Below are 19,887 nucleotides of genomic sequence, written 5' to 3'. Positions count from 1 at the left end.
GCATATTCATTCTACGTTCACGTAAATTGATTATGCAGTATTTTTTTGCCCAATTCAAACTAAAACAGAAAATAATAATTAAGTACCGTAACAATAAAGTAAATGAATAAATTTAAAAATATAGTTTATATACTACTTTTTATCTCTTTCCCATTTGCAGCAAATGCCCAATATGCTGAGGATGGTTTGAAATTTACCCAGCAATTTTTAAGGGGAACAGCAAGATATATGTCAATAGGCGGTGCAGAAACCTCTCTTGGCGGTGATTTAGGGGCATTGAGTGGTAACCCTGCCGGGGTTGGAATGTTTCGTAAGTCAGATATTGGACTAAGTTTACAATATAATAACAACAGTGCTTCAGCCAGTTACCTTTCAAATCCCGAGCAAAAGTCATCTGTAAATAATTTTAAGCTAAGTAACTTAAGTGTAGCATTGCCAGTTTATGTTAACAGGGAAAAAATAAATGAGATTTGTAATGAATGGATTGGGGTTACGTTAGGTGTAGGCTATAATAGAACAAACGATCTTTATTCTGAGTACAGTTTTGGTGGAAGGAACCCTAATAATTCAATCACCCAGTCTTTTGCTCAAAGAGCAAGTAAAATTGGGGTGCAAAATGAAGATCTTCCAGATGATTTAGGATTTGCTTATGATAATTATTTAATTGATGAAGAAACAACTAATCCAGTGACAGGTAAAATCCTTTATGTTCCTATTTCAACCGGAAATGTAAACCAAAGGCTTCAAAATAACTATAAAGGTAGTCAGAATGAAACGAATATAGTATTGGCTGCAAATTATGGTAACAAGCTTTATTTTGGAGCTTCATTAAAGTTTACCAACCAGAATTATGATTCTGAAAACTATTTTAAGGAGGATGGGATCAATAGTATTTTTCAAAATCCATCCGAAAGTGTAGTGATGTTAAATCAATTTCAGAAGCAATCGGTAGATGGAAGCGGATTTACGGGTAAAATTGGAGCTATTTTTCGTCCTCTTGATGAGGTGCGATTAGGAGGATCAATTGAATTTCCAACGTCCTGGAAAATGAAGGAAGATTACAGTTATGATCTAAACTCAACAACTGTAAACGGAACATTTTATGAGCCTAACTCCCCTTCTACCTCTTACTTTGAGTATACACTTACAACACCTTTTCGATATAGTTTGGGAGCTTCTTACTTTATAGGTAAAATGGCATTTATTTCGGCAGATGTTGAGTTTATTGATTATACAGCGTTGAAGATGAAATCGTCAGATTTTGATACCGATCAAAACTTTAAAGATGATGTAAATGCATTTTACAGATCAGTGGTGAACATTCATCTTGGAGGAGAAGTTAAATTAGATCAATTAAGCTTGCGTGCAGGTTTTGCAAATTATGGCAATCCGTTTTCAGATAATTCAGCTAATGATGGTAAGCGTAATTTTTATACAGGAGGTGTCGGTTATAGAATCAATAACTTTTATATAGATGCTGCATACATCAATTCTTCATATAAAACCACTCTCCGCCCGTATTTGCTTGATGATTTTTCAGAGCCAGTATTGAATGTAAAGCAAAGAACTAATTCTGTTGTCTTAACCATTGGTACTCGATTCTAAATGTATTTTTAGTTAATGAAATTAGGAAAGGTTGCAGTTTATTGCTGTAACCTTTCTTATTTTTGATCCCCAATCGAATGATTTAAAGTATTCGATCAATTTCGTTTTAATTCTATTATCAATATAATGGCTTATAAAAACCTTCAGCATTTCATTGAAACGCTCGAAAAAAATAATCAACTGGTTCGAATAAAGGAGTATGTAAATCCCGAATTAGAGATTACTGAAATTACTGATCGTGTTTCAAAGGTGTACGGACCGGCATTGTTATTCGAAAATACAGGTTATGATTTTCCACTGCTAATTAACTCAATGGGTAATTACGAGCGAATGTGTATGGCCCTTGGCGTAAAACACATGGATGAAATAACCGTTGAAATTGAAAATCTGTTTAAGACATTAACTGGGCCCAAAGAGGGAATTTTAGATAAGTTGAAATTACTTCCTAAGTTGGGACAAATTGCATCATGGATGCCTAAAGTGATTTCAGGCAAAGGTGAATGTCAGGAAGTGGTAATGACTAATCCGGATATCACAAAGTTCCCGGTTTTGAAATGCTGGCCTGAAGATGGAGGCCCGTTTATAACATTACCTGTAATCCATACAAAAGATCCTCTTACCGGAATCAGAAATGTAGGTATGTACCGCATGCAAGTGTTCGGTCCACAGCTAACAGCTTTGCATTGGCATAAGCATAAGGTTTCTGCCCGTCATTTTAATGAGTACAAAAAATTAGGTCAGAAAATGCCTGTTGCTGTTGCTTTAGGTGGTGATCCGGTTTACACCTATGCAGCTACTGCTCCACTACCTGATGGTATTGATGAATATATGCTTGCCGGTTTTCTGCGCAAGAAGCGTGTAGAATTAGTACAATGTTTAACCCAGGATGTTCAGGTGCCTGCTGATGCCGACATAATTATTGAAGGTTATGTCGATCCGGAAGAAGATTTCATTTGGGAAGGCCCGTTTGGCGATCACACCGGTTATTACTCTCTGGCAGATTGGTATCCTCGTTTTCATATTACTGCTATTACTCATCGTAAAAATGCAGTTTATCCCGCAACCATTGTAGGCATTCCTCCTCAGGAAGATGCCTGGATTGGAAAGGCAACCGAACGTATATTTTTAGGCCCTATTAAAATGACAATGGCTCCTGAAATAGTTGATATGGTTTTACCTATGGAAGGGGTTTTTCATAATTTAGTAATTGCTAAGATTAAAAAAGATTACCCAGGGCAGGCATTAAAGGTTATGAATTCAATGTGGGGAGCCGGACAAATGATGTTTACCAAAATGATTGTCGTGGTTGATGGTGATGTTGATATTCATGATAATGCTGCTGTAGCCAATTATATTTCAGACAATGTAGATCCTCAAACTGATATAATTTTTACGCAAGGACCTATGGATGTATTGGATCATTCATGTTCAAAAATGGCCTTTGGCGGAAAAATGGGGATAGATGCTACTAAAAAATTTGATGAGGAGTTGAGAGGAGATCTGCAACAGAAGTCAGATTCTAAACAAATAAATATAAATGCAGAAGCAGTTCAATCACGGTTCCCTGAAATAAAAGCTATTAATGCTGATCTGCTAAAACTTGGAATTTCTTTGGTTTTTGTTTCCATAGAGAAGAACAGAAAAGGTCATATAGAGGAGTTAAACAGAGAGCTGTTCAAAACAGATTCATTTAAAAATGTTAAGGTGGTTATTTTTCTTGAACATACGATCGACATTTCTGACGTAGCAGATGCAGTTTGGCGTTTCTCAAATAATGTTGATCCTCGCCGTGATGGATTCATTGTTAAGGCAGACGATAATCAATCTCTTTCGCATATTGGTTTGGATGGTACTCGCAAAACCAAGGAATTTGATGGTTTTGAACGTGATTGGCCTAATATTTTAGCTTCTGCAACTCAAACTATTGAACATATTGATAGGATTTGGGATAAACTAGGTTTAGGAGCATTCATTCCATCTCCTTCGTTGAAATACCAGAAACAATTGTACAAAGGCGGAGCAGTTGTAGAAGAATAATTAATTTTTCATTGATTCAGTAACTGTTAAAATTAGATTTTTATCTTTAGTCAAACTAATCAACTTATAATTATATGAAAATTCTTAAAAAGCTGTTTCTTGGAATTATTGCAATTTTAGTTTTATTGGTAGTAGTGTCATTATTTTTGCCATCTACTTACAAAGTTGAGCGTTCAGCTGTAATTAAGGCGCCAGTTGCGAAAGTATTTAATGAGTTTAATGATTTGAATAATTGGCCTAACTGGAATGCATTTGACGACGAGTTTACTGATAAAATATACAACCTCAACACCTAGCAGCGGTGTAAATGCCAAACAAAGCTGGGAAAGTAAGAAAATGAATGGCTCTATGACAATTGTTGAGAGTGTGCCAGATAAATCAGTAAAGCTGAAATTAATGTTTGAAGGTTTTGATGATCCCTTAATGGTTAATATTCAATTAGAACCGGTTGCTGAAGGTACGAAAGTTACCTGGACTGATGAAGGAAAATCGGGGAATAATCCAATTTATAAATATATGTGCCTGATGATGGATAGTATGATAGGTGGGAGCATGGAGAAATCATTTGATAACATTAAGAAAATCTGCGAAGAATAATTAGTTAAAAATGGCCACATAGAAAATGTGGCCATTTTGTTTTGTCAAGCTTCGTTTAAAATAGATTGAGCATCTACCCCACTATTTTTCTTTAGCAATTTCCAGTGCGAAATCATCGCTTCCCCTAAACTCATGCTTCTGTACTTAATACCAAATTCTTCAGCCGTTTCTTTTACAATTTTAGTTAATGCAGGATAATGAACGTGAGAAACGGTTGGAAAAAGGTGATGAACAACATGCAGGTTGAATCCGCCCATTAAAGAAGTTACAATCTTACTGTTAGGAGCAAAATCAGAAGTAACCAATAGTTGATGCTCTGACCAGGTATGCTCCAGTTTTCCGTCTTCACTTGCTTGGGGGAATACTGCATTTTCACCCACGTGGGATGAAATTAAGGCTAATAAGGCTAAGAAGCTTGATGTAATGTGCATTGCTAAAAAGCCACCGAAAATAGTCCAAAAACTAAATGGTAAAAGTATGGCCGGCAGCACCAACATATAAAAAAAATAAAACAGTTTAGCGGCTAATAAAATAATTAGCTGCATAATTGGGTGTTTAATCCCTTTTTTAGGACCCATTTCAGAGTTAAAAATATCTTTAAAGTCACGTACTAATGTCCAATTTAGTGTATAAGAAAAATACAGCAAAGGCATATAAAGATGCTGGAAGCGGTGAAATTTCAAGTAAGGGCTATTATCAGCAATACGAACAATTTTTGATTGCTTTATATCCACATCATAGCCAAACATGTTAGGATAAATATGATGTGATTCCAGATGCCGCATTTTCCATATATAATTATTGGTGCCAAACACCTCAAGGAAATAAACCATCACATTGTTGGCTTTTTTACTCTTAAAAATGGCTAGGTGTGCAGCATCATGGACAATGTTTAAAAAAATCATCACCACAAGAGTTCCCAAAACTATGTATGAAAGGAATACTTCTATTTTGCTTTCAACATTAAAAATGAAATTTAGATAGGTTGAAACGAAGGCGATCACTAGTAGCGCAATTTTTATGAAATAGGACATGTTAGCATAGCGCGAAAGTTGATTTTCATCAAAATAACTATTAACACGTTGTTTTAAAGTTGGGTAGAAATCGTTGATGCCTTCCTTTTTAAATTTTATTGATTGTGTATGCATGTTTAAGCAAGGTTGATTTACAAAACAAACACTTATTGGTAACACTTGTTTAATGAATGGTAGCTACTAGATTGATGATTAAGAATCTTTCCTTACAAAAATAGAAATTGTTTCGTGTTTTATCACGACAACTTTTGTGCCTTTTACTATGAACTCTCCTTCTGATAAAGCATCATATCGATTGTTATCAATTATTATTTTTCCTGCTGGACGCAAATCAGTTGCCGCAATTCCAGTTCTTCCTGTTAAATTAACTTGAGGTATTGAACTGACATATCCTTCTGTTGCTCTTTGCTCATCTTTCAGAACGGCTTGCTGAAACAATGGACTTTTAAATAAGTTTTTGCCGAATATTAAGGCTAAAATTATTGAGCCAAACATTGAACCAATTACTATCATAAAAGAGCTCATCAGTTTTTCTCCTGTAAATCTAAAGTCAAACATATCATTGGCAACCAGACTAAAGGCAAGCCCACAAATAATAAAAATGATACCTGCAATACCCGCAATTCCAAATCCAGGGATAATAAAAATTTCTGCCAATAGCAGTAATACTCCTACAACAAATAAAAGGATTTCCCAGTTTGCTGCCAGACCCTCTAAATAAAGAGGTGCAAAAAAGAGCAACGCAGCAATTACAGAAACCAATAGTGCAAAACCGATTCCTGGAGCTTGTAATTCGAAGTAAATACCTCCAATAATGAGTAGTATTAACAGGCCGCTAACTGCCGGTTTGGTTAGGAAATCTAATAAGTGGTCAATCCATGTTAGCTGTTGCTTCTTTATTTCAAAGCTGGTTATCTTCTCTTTCATTAATACCTCTTTAATGCTTTCGGCTGTACCCTCGCAATAATTGTTTTTTATGGCTTCTGAAGTAGTGAATGTTAGCACTGTACCGCGTTGTTTTACTCCGGGCACTAAGGTATTAGAGTCTACAAAAGCTTCTGCAATCAAAGGATTACGTCCATTGGCTTCAGCAGTTGAACGCATTAATGAGCGCATATATGATTGATATTTTTCAGGCATCACTTGCCCGGTTTGGTTAACAACACTGGCAGCACCCAAACTTGCTGCAGTACGCATATAAATTCTATCACAAGCAATGGCAATCAATGCTCCAGCTGATGCAGCATTATTATTTATAAATACAATGGTTTTAATTGGTGATTCGAGTATTTTAGTTCTAATGGAATCCGCAATTTCCAACATTCCACCATAGGTATTCAAGTCAATAACAATTATCTCGGCTTTATAACTTTCAGCTTCGGAAAATGCTTGTTTGACTTTTCTCCAGGTACCGGGAGCAATTTCTTCATTTATTCTAAACTGATAAACTCTAACTTTACTTGTTTCTTGAGCCAATGAATAGTAACAGATTGATAATAAGGAGATAATAGAAATAATTAAACCTCTGATCATAGTTTTTGTTTTGGTTCTGTTAACTTAGTTAAATTTTTAAAGCCTGATGGAATTACTTAAAGATAATCGAAATACTCATCTTTCTAAAGTGTTTAGCGGAATTGTATGGCGGATTTGCATTGATGAAGAAAATGATCTTGTAGCTTTAGAGATTCGTAATCAGGAAATTAAAACCACTACTTTTTCTTGTATTGACCTAAAAAAAAGGAAAATCACTTTTAACGAATTAAAACTGGAAGAAAACTGGTTCTGTGGAATTGAAACTATTTCAAGTGGAGTATTGCTACTGCATTATTATGTTGGTGAAACTACACCAGAACATAAAGGAATGCTTGCTTATGATGCCTTTAACGGTACAAAGCTTTGGGAAAACTATAGTCTGACCTATGATGGAGATACAGTAGGTTGTTTTAAAGCATTTAATCCTAAGTTTGAGCCAAGAAAAAATGTTTTTCTAAATAAGTTTACAGGGGAGGAAATTAAGAATTTGATTGCAGGTGATAGTCCTATGTTTCAGAACAGGTCTGTTAAAATGCCCTTTGAAATTCCCATTGAGCAAATACCTCAACAAATCGGTGACAAATGTGATGTAATTTCGGCCGAGTATTTAACTATTGATAAAAAAAGTATCTATTCTGTTTATTTGCAAGATAATCAGTTTATTACAAGTTCGGTTTATGTTTTTGATGATGGAGATATTCCTATTTGGGAAGATAAAATGCGAACAGGGATACAAAAAACAGGATTTGACACGTTTTTTGTTTACAAAAACTACTTAATGTATTTAAAAAACCAAACAGAATTTGTGTGTTATTTCTTATAATTGCGCTTACAATTAATCATTATGAAGAGATTTGGACTACTACTATTTACGGTTTTGGGTGCTAGCAGCTTAGCCAAAGCCTCAACTATTGATTCACTTGGTATTGGTGAGTTTAAAGGAAAACCTGTAATTCTTCATATCATCGAGTCAAAAGAAAATTATTATTCTATTAGTAGGAAATATCATGTAAGTCCATCTGAACTTATGGAATTCAATGATAAGGCTCCAATTAGAATTGGCGATACTTTAAAAGTTTATAAAAAGAACCTTGCCTTAAAAAAAAGTAATACGACTGTTGTTGGAGGTAAATCTATTGAACATACAGTTACTACTGGGGAAACTATGTTTTCAATTTCAAGAAAGTATGGGGTTGCTGTTGAGGATATTTTAACCTTGAATAATCTTTCTTCTAACAGTGTTAAAATAGGTCAGAAATTAAAAATTATACCAGGTTCAAAAGGTACATTAACTGCTTCGACGGCTGCTAAACCAGTAGATACACCTGTTAAGGTTGAGAAGCAGGAAGAAGTAAAACCGGTTATGAAACCGGCAGCTGTAAAAGTTGAAACTAAAGAAGAAGCCACGGTAGTTGAAAACACTGAATCAGTTAGTCCTGTTTCTCAACCTGGAAAGGTTGGAAAAGAAATCCATGAAACAGGTTTGGCAACATGGATCAACGATAATGATTTGAATCAAGCAAAAAGTGTTGCATTGCACCGTTCTGCTCCCATCGGAACAATTATAAAAATTACCAACCCTATGACCAATAAAAGTGGTTATGTAAAAGTAGTAGGTAATTTCCCGGAAAGTTCTGATACTAAAAATGTTTTGATTGTTATTTCCAAATCAGCTGCCAGCACTTTAGGAGTGCGTGATCAGAAATTCCGTATTGAATTATCTTACGCGTTGTAGAAATAAAATGACCAAGCCTTTTGTAATTGGAATTGCAGGTGGAAGTGGCTCTGGCAAAACCTATTTTTTACGTTCTTTATATAAATATTTTGATCAGGATCAACTAGTAATAATATCGCAAGATGATTACTACATTCCTGTAGGAGAATTAACACCTGAGGAAAATAAGCTTTATAACTTTGATCTTCCGCGAACTATTGATAATGATAAATTTCAGTCGGATGTTGAAAAGCTTTTACATTGGGAATCGGTATTAAAAAAAGAATATACTTTTAACAATCCTAATGCAATACCTCGAATGTTGGAATGTAGACCTGCTCCTATTGTTGTAATTGAAGGTTTATTCATTTTTCATTTTGCTGGTATTAACCAAATACTTGATATGCGTATTTTTATAGATGCGCACGAGGAGTTAGCCCTTAAGCGTCGTTTAAAACGCGATCAGGAAGAACGCGGTTATTCACATGAAGACATTATGTATAAATGGGAAAATCATGTAATGCCTGCTTATAGCGAGTTTTTGTTACCTCATAAATTAAAGGCTGACATTATAATTGATAACAATGAAATTGAAGATATTGATTTTATAGGGTTTAAGCATGCAGTAGAAGAAAGGCTGCTGAAAAAGAACACACCTTAACAATACATTAAAAAAGGCCTTTTAATTAGTTAAAAGGCCTTTTTAATTAATTCTGGTATTTAGATAGAAAGTTATGATATTCCACTTTTAGTTCATTAAATAGCTTTCTATAGGAGTCTGTTCTACTTCTTAACTCTATTGGATTATCTACTACTAATTGTTCAATTTCCGTTCCATCTTCCTCCGCCTTTGTTTTGATAGCCTTATCGGCTTGTTTCAAATCGTGGAAGAGTTCGTCTGAAACTTCATTTTGTCTGATAAACTGATTCTGAAAATGTTCAACATAAGGCATGGCTTCAGAAGTATTCTTTTTGACCACTTCCGTTAAACTGTGATTGAACATTTTTAGTTCATCGCGAATCAAGTTTACCAGGTTTTTCCACTCTGTAATTTCACCGTGAAGTTCGGTTGCTGGCATTGTGCTGCTCATAAGCGTAAAATTTAGTTAATACCTAACATTTATTCGATAATCTGATCGATTTATCTTATATAAATTTTATAAAAAAAATGAACTTTTCGAAATCATATTTCAATTGTTTTATCTGTTACCAAAGACCGTTTTTAAATTGATATGACTCGAATTATTTTATTGCAAACAAATCTTTTTAAGTGCTTATAAGATGTTCTTTTAATAAATTTGGTAACATGGAAAATCTACTAGCTGCCCGTTCCCAAATGGCCCTTTCTTTGGGTTTTCATATTATATTTTCTTGTATAGGCATGGCAATGCCTTTTTTCATGGCCGTTTCTCATTATAAATGGATTAAATCAGGTGATATTCAGTACAAAAACCTGACCAAAGCTTGGAGTAAAGGAGTGGCAATTTTTTTTGTTACAGGGGCGGTTTCTGGTACCATGCTTTCTTTTGAGTTGGGTCTGCTCTGGCCTGCTTTTATGAAACATGCAGGGCCAATTTTTGGTATGCCCTTTTCGCTTGAAGGTACTGCATTCTTTATTGAAGCGATAGCGCTGGGCTTTTATCTGTACGGATGGAATAAGTTTAGTGCATGGTTTCATTGGTTTACCGGACTAATGGTGGGTATAACTGGTTTAGCTTCTGGGATTTTGGTTGTTGCTGCTAATGCATGGATGAACAGCCCTTCCGGATTTGATTTTGCGAATGGTCAGTATTTAAATGTTGATCCTATTAAAGCAATGTTAAATGATGCCTGGTTCTCGCAAGCACTGCACATGACAATAGCGGCTTTTGTTTCTACTGGTTTTGCAGTAGCCGGCATTCATGCTTTAATGATCCTAAGAGGCAGGAATTCTCTGTTTCATTGGAAGGCTTTTAAAATTGCGGCATCTTTTGGTTCGGTATTCGCCATTTTACAGCCCATAAGCGGCGATATTTCGGCAAAGGATGTTGCAGTTCGTCAACCAGCAAAACTTGCAGCTATGGAGGCGCATTTTAAAACTGAAAAAAGAGCATCACTAATTATTGGAGGGATTCCTAATGTAAAGGAAAAGAAGATTGACTACGCAATTAAAATCCCTGGAGCTTTAAGTTATTTGGCACATGGAAACTTTAATGCTGAAGTAAAAGGCTTGGACAGTATTCCTGAGGTAGAACACCCTCCCGTAGCAATTACTCATTTTGCATTTCAAGTTATGGTGGGTTGTGGTATGGTTTTAATGATTGCAGGCATTTTATTTCATATTGCTCTATTCAAGAAGAAGAACTGGCTGCAAGCGAGCTGGTTTTTTAAGTTATTCGTGGTGTTAACTCCTCTTGGATATATTGCCTTGGAGGCCGGGTGGATGGTGACAGAAATTGGTCGTCAGCCCTGGATAATTTATGGGGTAATGCGCACTGCTGAAGCTGTAACTCCAATGCCAGGTATCCAGTATTCCTTTTACCTATATTCAGCTGTGTACGTCTCATTAAGTATAATGGTGACATTTCTGCTTTATCGTCAGATCAGAAGTATTCCATTAAAATATGATAAAGATGAAAACTCTTCATTTAAAATAAATTTGATGTAGAAGATTACATGGATGATAAAAGCTGAGGTAGATTTAAAACCCTTATAAACTGTTATTAAATGCTTTATATAGATATACTTTTTTTAGGACTTTCTATTCTGTTATACTTGCTATTAGGTGGTGCTGATTTTGGGGCCGGGATTATTGAGTTATTTAGTTCAGAGGTTACAAAAAATAAAACAAGACAGCTCACTTATCGTGCTATTGGGCCAATTTGGGAAGCCAATCACATGTGGCTTATTATTACCATTGTTATTCTGTTTGTTGGCTTTCCAGTAGTTTATTCAACATTATCGGTTCATTTGCATATTCCTTTACTTGTAATGCTTTTTGGTATTATTGCTCGTGGCACCGCTTTTGTCTTTCGTCATTATGATGCGGTGAAAGATGATATGCAAAAAGTATATAACCTGATTTTTGTTTATTCAAGCTTTATCACTCCTTTTTTCTTAGGTATAATAGCTGGTTCTTTAATCGGAGGGAAAATTAATTTGCAAGCAACTACTTTTCAAGACGCATTTATAGCTCCCTGGTTTAACCTTTTCTCTATTAGTGTTGGTTTGTTTACGGTTTGTATTTGCGGTTTTTTGGCTGCTGTTTATTTAATTGGAGAAGCTCAAAACCAAGAGGATATAAAGATTTTTATCCGTAAAGCCAAGCGAATGAATATATTAACCGTTTTAGCTGGTGCACTTGTTTTTGTTATTGCTGAAGTAGATGGTATTCCGCTTTATAGAGGGTTGTTGACAAATAAAATAAGTTTATTGGCAATTATTGCTGCCTCGATATCATTATTTTTCCTTTGGGACTATTTATTGAAAAACAAAGCCAAGAACATTGTTCGAATACTTTCCGGCTTTCAAATTACAATGATATTATTTGCAGTCGGGTATGAATATTTTCCTGCCTTTATAATGTTAAGCGATGGAAACTACATCACATTAATTGAAGATACTGCGCCGCAAAGTACCTTATCTGCTCTTGCTTGGGCGTTAATCATTGGGAGTGTTTTTATACTTCCTGCTTTATTTTATCTCTATTATAGTTTTCAGCATAAAGAGCATGAATATTAGGTTGTAATGCGGGTTCTTTATTAAATAATTTCCAATTTTAATCTGCTAGATTATTCGGATCGCCACAGCCCAAGATTCTATTTTCTGGCCTCGTTTTCAAGTTTTTACATTGCTTAAAAAAATAGGGATAAGATTGCTAAAAGTTTGGTCATAGTAATGAATGTTGAATCATTAAAAACCGACATTCATGTATGTGAATGTCGGCTCGAAAATACAATCTATTGATGAAACAGTTTTATTTACCCCAAAATTGAATACCCATTAATCGTTTTAATTCAAGCTGAGTTGTGGCCAATTGATACTCAAATTGAATTTTATCTACTTTAGCCTTTAGTAAGTTACTTTGAGCATCTAACAGCTCTATATTAGTAATGACTCCATTCTTAAAACGTGAATTAGCTATATCAAGGGCTTTTTGAGCTTGTTCTAACTGGGTTGATGAAAAAATTACTTTTTGTTTGGCTGTGCTTTCATCTGCAATGTTTTGTTCAATGTCTTTTTTTAGGTTGATACTTACTGCATCTAAATTATATTGAGCAGCCTTATAATTTACCTTTGAAATGTTGTGCTGATTGTCGTTTCTTCCGCCAGTATAGATTGGAATGGAAAGACCGGCTCCGACATTATAATTAAATTTCATATCATAAAGACTACCGGGTAAATAACCATTTTTATATCCTAAGCCGCCCATAAAAACCAGTGAAGGTGCCCAGTTTTTTTCAGTAACCTTTAATTCAGTGGCTGCTACATTTTGTTTTGAACGTGCTGTTGTTAGTTCTGTATTGTTGCTTTGAGCAATAGAGAAAACTGAATCGGCATTGTGCTCTGTTAATTCATAATCAAAAAGTTTATAACCTTTAGAATCAGTTGTTGTGGCAGTTCCAGAAAGTGTGTTTAAGAGAATAACCTGTTTTTTTAAGCCGTTTTCTAATTCAGTTTTTCTATTCAATGCATCGTTTAGTTTAACCTGGGTAGAAACTAAATCAAACTCAATACCTACACCGTACTTAATCCGACTTTCAATCATTTTCTTTGTTCCATTCAGTACCTCTATTTGTGCATCAATAGCATCAATGCTTTTGTTTAAGAAAACAATGCCATTGTACACATTTGCAACCTGATATGCGAAATTGAAAGAGGTGTTTTTGAATAAATTTTCAGATAACACTTTCTCACTTTTGCTTTTGGCTATCTCGGAATTCGTCTTTCCAAAATCAAAAACCAGCTGACTCATATTCACAGCTGTATTCCATTGATTCAAAGGGAAAAACTCTAACTTATTTCCTCCCTGCTCAACATATGAGTTGGGGTAAACGTGATGGTATGAAGCATCAGCGGTGACATTGGGCCTGAATTTACTTTTACTGATATCAGTTTTAATATCACCTATTTCCAGCTGGGCCTTTTGCTCTTTTAGTTTAGGATAGTAATCTATTGCCTTTGCAACAATCTCATTTAAGGCTGATGATTGATTGTTTTGCGCTAATACTGGAAGTGACACTACCAATGAAAATATGCTGAATAAATATTTTTTGTTCATTTAGCTTATAATTTTTATTTGCTGTTAATCCTTAGGTAAATATTACCAAGTATTATACAACATCTTATGAATAAGTTTTTACTAACTAATACAATAGGAAAAGTAGTGCTGTATTTCCTAATGAGCGGCCTCAGCAGCTGCTTTTATAGCTTCTTCAGATGGTTTCTTGCCTTTTTTTACCAATAAAATTAAAGGTATGCATATCACAAAAAACAAACCAACTAATCTAAATGCATCTAAGTAACTCATTAAAAAAGCCTGCTTAGTTACCATACCATCCAGTACATGCATTGCTTGATTTTTAGCAACATCAAATGAAAATCCTTTTGAATAAAAGGCTTGAGTAAGTTGGTTGATTCTTTCTGAAGCCAGGAAGTTTCCTTCGGTAACATTTGAAATCAAATCATTTCTATGTACGGCAACACGGTTAGCCACATATGTATTGGTTAATGCAATCCCGAAGGAACCACCCAATTGTCGCATCATATTGTTTATTGCAATTCCCTGAGGTATATCTTTGGGTGCTAATCCCATTATAGCTTGATTAGTTAAAGGAACAGTTAACAATGCCACACCTAACCCCCGGAAAATCAATGGTAAAAAAAAATCACCACTACTGGCTTCTGCTGTAAAAGACCCCATCCAAAAGGTAAAAACAATATAAGCTACAAATCCTAACGAAATAAATACTTTGGGTGAAACGCCTTTTGTCATTGCTTTACCTATAATTGGTAAAATGAAAAATGCACTTAAAGTTCCGGGAATAAGTGACATGCCTGTCATTGTTGGGGTGTAACCCATTATCCTTTGCACCATAACCGGGTAAATAAATACTGCAGCAAATAAACCGTATCCCAAAATGAATGTTAAAACTGTTGTAAAGGCCAAAGTTTTATTTTGCATTACACGAATATTCACCACCGGATTATCAGTTTTTAATTCCCACAAAATGAATCCGATAATACCTATGATTGCCAATACACATGTCCAGGAAATATATGATGTTTGAAACCAGTCTTCGGATTCTCCCTTTTCCAATACAAATTGTAAGGCTCCAACACCAACAGCTAATAATACAATTCCAACTATGTCGATTCGAATACTTTTTCGGTCAATATTGTATTCTTCAGACTTTTTGTCAACGAAGAAATAAACCAGTATTGCAGCTATAATGCCAAAAGGGATATTGATATCAAAAATGAGTGGCCAGGAATAATTGTCAATAATAATCCCCCCTAAAGTTGGGCCAAATGCCGGACCCATAATAACACCCATACCAAATAAAGCCGAAGCAAGCGGTCGCTCTTCAACTTTAAAATTATCAAATAATATAGCCTGTGATGTTGATAATAAAGCCCCTCCACCTATACCTTGAACAAATCTGAAAAATACCAGTTCCCATAAATTTGTAGATTGGCCACAAAAATATGAGGCAACAGTAAATAAAATTATAGAACCTAGGTAATAGTTTTTACGACCAAAATATCTTGCCAAAAAACCCGTGATTGGAATAATAATTACGTTAGCAATAGCATATGAAGTAATCACCCATGCAATATCTTCAATAGAGGCTCCCAAACTACCACTCATTTGTGATAAAGCTACATTTACAATTGAAGTATCGATTAGTTCCATCATTGCTGCCGAAATGACGGTAACTACTACAATCCACTTCTTAAACCCAGATACAGCCATATTGATTAATTGATATTAACTGAGACATCCAAGCTTAAACCTGATTTTAGATATTCCCGATATTTTTCCGGATTATTCAATTGAATTTTAACCGGTACTCGTTGAGTTACCTTTACAAAGTTTCCTGTAGCATTATCTGGTGGAAGTAATGAGAATTTTGCTCCTGTGGCTTCTGAAATTGAAATAATTTTACCCATAATATCCAAATCAGGATAGCTATCAATTATAATCTTAGCTGTTTGACCAACTCGCATTTTCCCTATTTGAGTTTCTTTAAAATTGGCAACAACCCAAAATTCATTTCCATCAATAATGGTCATTAATGGTTGTCCGGGTTGTATAAACTGCCCTCTTTCAATATTCTTCTTTCCAATTTTTCCTGAGGAAGTTGCTAGTACTGCTGTGTAAGAAAGCTTCAGTCGTTGTTCTTCTATTTTAGCTTTTTTCTGGGCAACGTTCGCTTGTGCCTTTGCAACGACAGCCTCCATCATCGGAATTTTTGATGCGGAAATTTCTACATCTTCGGCAGATGCCACGAGTTGTTTTTGACTTAATTCCTGATTAATTTTTGAGTCTTCAACTTGTTTCGAAGTAATAGCTTGATCGTTGAATAGATTCTGATCCCGTTTATAGTCAGTCGATGCTTTATTGGCCTTAATCTGATTTAAACTTAAGTTAGTTCTGCTTAAATTATGCACTAGTTGTGCATTTTTCAATGATGCTTTTGCGTTTTCCAAATCAGCAAGTGCAGTCAAATAATCTGCTTCTAATTGCTGCATGGCAATTTGAAGTTCGGAGTCGTCAATAGTAGCTATTGTGTCACCAATCTTGACGTTTTGATAGTCTTGAACTTTTACATTCTTTACATAACCCGAAACCCTAGATAAGATTGGGGTCATATGGCCTTCAACCTGCGCATTATCGGTTGTTTCATGTGTAAAAAAGAAGTTTAACTTTTTAAATCCAATAATTGCTATTGCAATAATTGCCAGCACTATTAGTACTCTGCTAATTAGTTTCTTTGCCGGCTTAGGTGCTTTATTTGTACTATCCATATATCTAAAATCAGCGCAAAAGTAAACCAAGTTGACTATATTGTCAACTATATTGACTATTTTTGTGAAAATTATTGAATCGATATGCAGGATACAATTCGAAAAGATTTAGAAAATTTACGTGAAAGCCGTATTAACAGTATGGGAAGAACAGTCAATCGGTTGAGAATGCATTTCAGTTCTCGAGTGATGATTAAAATGCAAGAATTGGGGTATTCAACATGTACCTATCAGCATACGGCAGTGTTTGCCAATATTGATATAGAAGGATCCAATATCGTTACACTTGCTGACCGTGCAAAGATTTCTAAACAGGCAATGAGCAAATTAGTAAAGGATATTGAAGAAAAGGGATATGTTGAAACTATTAAAGACCCTAAAGATTCGAGGGCTGTTTTGGTTTTATTAACTGATAAAGGGGCAAAATTGATTATAGATGTTCAACAATGTATAAATGAAATAAGAGCAGAAATGGACGCTGCTTTAGGTAAAGAAAAAGTAGACATTTTTTTATCTATTGCCAATGAAATGAGCAACCATTTTGAAGAAAAGCAAAAATAAAAACTAATAAAAATAGTTTATTGTAGATATACAGTAAGTTAATTACTAAAAATTAATTTATAGCTAAAATAATTAGCAATCTATTATCTTTGCGTCAACTTATTTTTTCGTTATGCAGGCGGAAAGAAATTTATACGCAATAGTCGATATTGAAACTACCGGTGGCTACGCTAGTGGGAATAACATTATAGAAGTCGCCGTATTTGTTCATGATGGCTTCACTATCGTTGATAAATATGAAACCTTGGTAAATCCTGGTGTTCCTATTCCAATACATATACAGGCTCTAACAGGTATTACCAATGAAATGGTGAGTAATGCTCCCCTATTCAGGGAAATTGCTGGAGACCTTTTTGAAATATTAGAAGACAAAATTTTTGTTGCTCACAATGTAAATTTTGATTACTCCTTCCTGCATCATCAATTCGATTTATTAAACTATAAACTACAAACCAAGAAGCTTTGTACTGTCCGTTTAGCGCGTAAGATATTTCCTGGATTTCCCTCTTATAGCTTGGGTAAATTATGTAAACAGTTATCCATTACATTGGAAAACAGACATCGCGCGGGAGGAGATGCATGTGCAACTACTGTTTTATTCTCAAAATTGCTTGATAATGATTTTGATGGATTTATTGAACTTTCGCTTAAAAAAGGTTCGAAGGAGGCTTCCTTGCCGGCAAATCTACCTAAAGAACATGTTGAGAACCTTCCCCATGCACCGGGAGTCTACTATTTCTATGATAAGAAAGGCAAAATTATATATATAGGCAAAGCTGTAGATCTAAAAAAAAGGGTTTTAAGTCATTTTACAAACAATAAACCTAATCAGCAAAAACAAGAGTTTTTGAGAAATATTTACAGTATTTCATTTACTGAATGTGGAACTGAGTTATATTCCTTTGTTCTTGAAGCATTGGAAATAAAGAAGTATTGGCCTAAATACAATCGTTCTTTAAAGCAGTATGATCAGTTGTATGGACTGTATTTGTTTGACGCACAGAACGGATATAAAAGATTGGCGATTAGTAAAAAAATCAAGAATTTTACAGCTCTTGCAACATTCAATACATTAAATGAGGGATATAGATTTCTACACCAATTAACAGAGGATTATGAATTGTGCAGCAAGCTATGCTTTTTAGGCAATCATTCAGAAATGTGTTCTCCAGAATGCAGAGGTGCTTGTAAAGGGGATGAGTCTTTTGTAACCTATAATGAACGAGTAGAAATGGCCCTAGCTGCAGTAAGCAACTATTTACCATCTTTTGCCATCATTGATGATGGTCGTAATGAAAATGAAAAAAGTTGTTTGCTAGTGCTAAAAGGCGAATTTTACGGTATGGGATTTATTGATGACCATACTATCTGGAATAATGTAGATTCCTTAAAACAAACCTTAACGGTATGTTCATCGTATGATTACGTTAAAAACCTACTTTACCAATATGTAATTAATAATCCAGGGAAATGTGTTTACTTTAATAGTTGCTTTTGAGTTTTTTATTATTGGGTTTTGATCAACTTCCAAAGCATATATAATCCGTTTATCGCTGTTCGTTCTATATTTTGAATGCGTTTGTTTCCAAACAAGAATTTTTTTGCAATAACATCATTTTTACTAGCTACTGCTACCCAAACTGTTCCTACAGGTTTTTCTGGTGTTCCTCCATCCGGACCGGCAATTCCCGAACAGGCAATAGAATAATCAGTGTTATAAGTTTTAAGAGCGCCAATGGCCATTTCTTTTACAGTTTCTTCACTTACGGCACCATGGTTTTCTAAAGTTTCAGCTTTAACGCCTACCATTTGTTGCTTTAATTCATTGCTATAAGTAACCGCACCTCCCATAAAAGCTTTTGAAGAACCTGGAATACTGGTAATTAAATGTGCAATATAGCCACCGGTACAACTTTCGGCAGTTGAAAGTGTTTTATTATTTTCTGATAATGTCTTTAATATTGCTTCTTGAATACTTATATCATCTACAGCAATTACATGTTCATTTACTTTTTCAATAATTTGTTTAGCAAAATGGTTTACTTCATTATTTAATTGTTCTTTATTAGTTCCTGTTGCACTTAATCTAAGTCTAACCTGACCTAATTTTGGCAGATAAGCAAGCTTTATATTTGATGGCAGATTGTCTTCAATTTCTTCAATTTCTTTCGCTAAAAACGATTCTCCTATTCCAGCAGTAATAATGGTTTTATGGATTATATTATTGATATTGAAACGTTCTTTTAGTTGTGGCAAAACATAGCTTTCCATCATCCCGATCATTTCAAATGGTACGCCTGGCATTGATACTATAATTTTATTATTATAATCAAACCACATACCCGGAGCTGTTCCATTCTGGTTTTGAATTACCGAACAATTATCAGGTACCTCTGCCTGTTTTAAATTTACTTCCAGCATAGGCCTGTTAAATCGTTTAAATAGTCCTTTTACGTTTTCAAGAGCAGCTTCGTCAACTCTTAGTTTTGATCCAAAAAAATCACATAAAGAATGTTTGGTAATATCATCTTTTGTAGGGCCCAAACCACCTGTTATCAAAATGATATCAGCATGAGCACAAGCTTCAGTTAGTCCTTGTATAATAGCATGCTTATTGTCACTAATCGAGGTGATTTGCTTTACAGAAATGCCAATTTCATTTAGCTTCTCCCCCATCCAGGCTGAATTGGTATCAACTACCTGACCGATTAATATTTCATCTCCTATTGTGATTATTTCAGCTAACATTTGTTAATTAATTTTTACGAAAATGACTAAATTATTTTAAAAACTTAA

18 protein-coding genes are annotated in these 19,887 nt (G+C 34.7%); 11 read left to right on the top strand and 7 right to left on the bottom strand.

Going from position 1 to position 19,887, the window contains the following annotated elements; genetic code table 11:
* Window positions 1–102 precede the first annotated feature (102 nt).
* From L2B55_RS10595 to L2B55_RS10580, 4 genes are all read left to right on the top strand, one after another.
* Window positions 103–1,605 carry an OmpP1/FadL family transporter gene (locus tag L2B55_RS10595; RefSeq protein WP_237845323.1) on the top strand — a complete coding sequence of 501 codons (1,503 nt, stop codon included), beginning with the start codon at window positions 103–105 and terminating at the stop codon, window positions 1,603–1,605.
* A 126-nt stretch (window positions 1,606–1,731) separates the two neighbouring features.
* On the top strand, window positions 1,732–3,642 hold the full coding sequence (locus L2B55_RS10590; RefSeq protein ID WP_237845321.1) for a menaquinone biosynthesis decarboxylase: 1,911 nt from the start codon (window positions 1,732–1,734) through the stop codon (window positions 3,640–3,642).
* A 74-nt stretch (window positions 3,643–3,716) separates the two neighbouring features.
* Window positions 3,717–3,938 (top strand): SRPBCC family protein, encoded by a 222-nt coding sequence (locus L2B55_RS10585; RefSeq protein WP_237845313.1) that lies wholly within the window; start codon window positions 3,717–3,719, stop codon window positions 3,936–3,938.
* A 40-nt stretch (window positions 3,939–3,978) separates the two neighbouring features.
* A complete protein-coding gene (locus tag L2B55_RS10580) occupies window positions 3,979–4,239 on the top strand; it encodes an SRPBCC family protein (protein ID WP_237845305.1) in 261 nt (86 codons plus the stop codon).
* A 44-nt stretch (window positions 4,240–4,283) separates the two neighbouring features.
* Here the strand turns inward: L2B55_RS10580 and L2B55_RS10575 are convergent, their stop codons facing one another.
* Complete coding sequence (locus L2B55_RS10575; RefSeq protein ID WP_237845303.1) at window positions 4,284–5,387, bottom strand: fatty acid desaturase family protein; 1,104 nt, start codon at window positions 5,385–5,387, stop codon at window positions 4,284–4,286.
* A 78-nt stretch (window positions 5,388–5,465) separates the two neighbouring features.
* Window positions 5,466–6,806 carry an NfeD family protein gene (locus tag L2B55_RS10570; RefSeq protein ID WP_237845295.1) on the bottom strand — a complete coding sequence of 447 codons (1,341 nt, stop codon included), beginning with the start codon at window positions 6,804–6,806 and terminating at the stop codon, window positions 5,466–5,468.
* 46 nt (window positions 6,807–6,852) lie between these two features.
* On the opposite strand from L2B55_RS10570, the gene L2B55_RS10565 reads away from it, so the two are divergent.
* The 3 genes from L2B55_RS10565 to L2B55_RS10555 are packed head-to-tail and all read left to right on the top strand — an operon-like array spanning window position 6,853 to window position 9,181.
* Window positions 6,853–7,629 (top strand): DUF4905 domain-containing protein, encoded by a 777-nt coding sequence (locus L2B55_RS10565; protein WP_237845293.1) that lies wholly within the window; start codon window positions 6,853–6,855, stop codon window positions 7,627–7,629.
* Window positions 7,630–7,650: 21 nt separating this feature from the next.
* Window positions 7,651–8,541: a LysM peptidoglycan-binding domain-containing protein gene (locus L2B55_RS10560; protein ID WP_237845286.1), complete on the top strand. Its 891-nt coding sequence runs from the start codon at window positions 7,651–7,653 to the stop codon at window positions 8,539–8,541.
* Between the two features lie 7 nt (window positions 8,542–8,548).
* Complete coding sequence (locus tag L2B55_RS10555) at window positions 8,549–9,181, top strand: uridine kinase family protein (protein WP_237845281.1); 633 nt, start codon at window positions 8,549–8,551, stop codon at window positions 9,179–9,181.
* A gap of 46 nt (window positions 9,182–9,227) precedes the next feature.
* Here L2B55_RS10555 and L2B55_RS10550 read toward each other — a convergent pair whose 3' ends face one another.
* Entirely contained in the window at window positions 9,228–9,611 is a 384-nt protein-coding gene (locus L2B55_RS10550) for a hypothetical protein (RefSeq protein ID WP_237845276.1), read from the bottom strand.
* A 215-nt stretch (window positions 9,612–9,826) separates the two neighbouring features.
* On the opposite strand from L2B55_RS10550, the gene L2B55_RS10545 reads away from it, so the two are divergent.
* Entirely contained in the window at window positions 9,827–11,167 is a 1,341-nt protein-coding gene (locus L2B55_RS10545; RefSeq protein WP_237845274.1) for a cytochrome ubiquinol oxidase subunit I, read from the top strand.
* Window positions 11,168–11,226: 59 nt separating this feature from the next.
* Window positions 11,227–12,240 carry a cytochrome d ubiquinol oxidase subunit II gene (locus tag L2B55_RS10540; RefSeq protein WP_237845272.1) on the top strand — a complete coding sequence of 338 codons (1,014 nt, stop codon included), beginning with the start codon at window positions 11,227–11,229 and terminating at the stop codon, window positions 12,238–12,240.
* A 235-nt stretch (window positions 12,241–12,475) separates the two neighbouring features.
* On the opposite strand, the gene L2B55_RS10535 is transcribed toward L2B55_RS10540, so the two are convergent.
* The 3 genes from L2B55_RS10535 to L2B55_RS10525 all read right to left on the bottom strand — a co-directional run bounded on the left by L2B55_RS10535 (window position 12,476) and on the right by L2B55_RS10525 (window position 16,530).
* Entirely contained in the window at window positions 12,476–13,780 is a 1,305-nt protein-coding gene (locus tag L2B55_RS10535; protein ID WP_237845259.1) for a TolC family protein, read from the bottom strand.
* 117 nt (window positions 13,781–13,897) lie between these two features.
* A complete protein-coding gene (locus L2B55_RS10530; protein ID WP_237845252.1) occupies window positions 13,898–15,475 on the bottom strand; it encodes a DHA2 family efflux MFS transporter permease subunit in 1,578 nt (525 codons plus the stop codon).
* A gap of 5 nt (window positions 15,476–15,480) precedes the next feature.
* Window positions 15,481–16,530: an HlyD family secretion protein gene (locus L2B55_RS10525; protein WP_237845245.1), complete on the bottom strand. Its 1,050-nt coding sequence runs from the start codon at window positions 16,528–16,530 to the stop codon at window positions 15,481–15,483.
* Window positions 16,531–16,614: 84 nt separating this feature from the next.
* Here L2B55_RS10525 and L2B55_RS10520 point away from each other — a divergent pair, with 84 nt between their 5' ends.
* The gene (locus tag L2B55_RS10520; RefSeq protein WP_237845244.1) at window positions 16,615–17,091 is read left to right on the top strand and encodes a MarR family winged helix-turn-helix transcriptional regulator; all 477 of its coding nucleotides are present in this window, start codon (window positions 16,615–16,617) and stop codon (window positions 17,089–17,091) included.
* 112 nt (window positions 17,092–17,203) lie between these two features.
* The gene (locus L2B55_RS10515) at window positions 17,204–18,589 is read left to right on the top strand and encodes an exonuclease domain-containing protein (protein WP_237845242.1); all 1,386 of its coding nucleotides are present in this window, start codon (window positions 17,204–17,206) and stop codon (window positions 18,587–18,589) included.
* An 8-nt stretch (window positions 18,590–18,597) separates the two neighbouring features.
* Here the strand turns inward: L2B55_RS10515 and L2B55_RS10510 are convergent, their stop codons facing one another.
* Entirely contained in the window at window positions 18,598–19,839 is a 1,242-nt protein-coding gene (locus L2B55_RS10510; protein WP_237845228.1) for a competence/damage-inducible protein A, read from the bottom strand.
* Window positions 19,840–19,887 lie beyond the last annotated feature (48 nt).

The organism is Solitalea lacus (genome assembly GCF_022014595.1).
In the GTDB taxonomy this organism is placed as follows: Bacteria; Bacteroidota; Bacteroidia; order Sphingobacteriales; family Sphingobacteriaceae; genus Solitalea; species Solitalea lacus.
The sequence above is the reverse complement of the archived record's forward strand: the minus strand, read 5'-3'. Positions and strand labels throughout refer to the sequence as shown.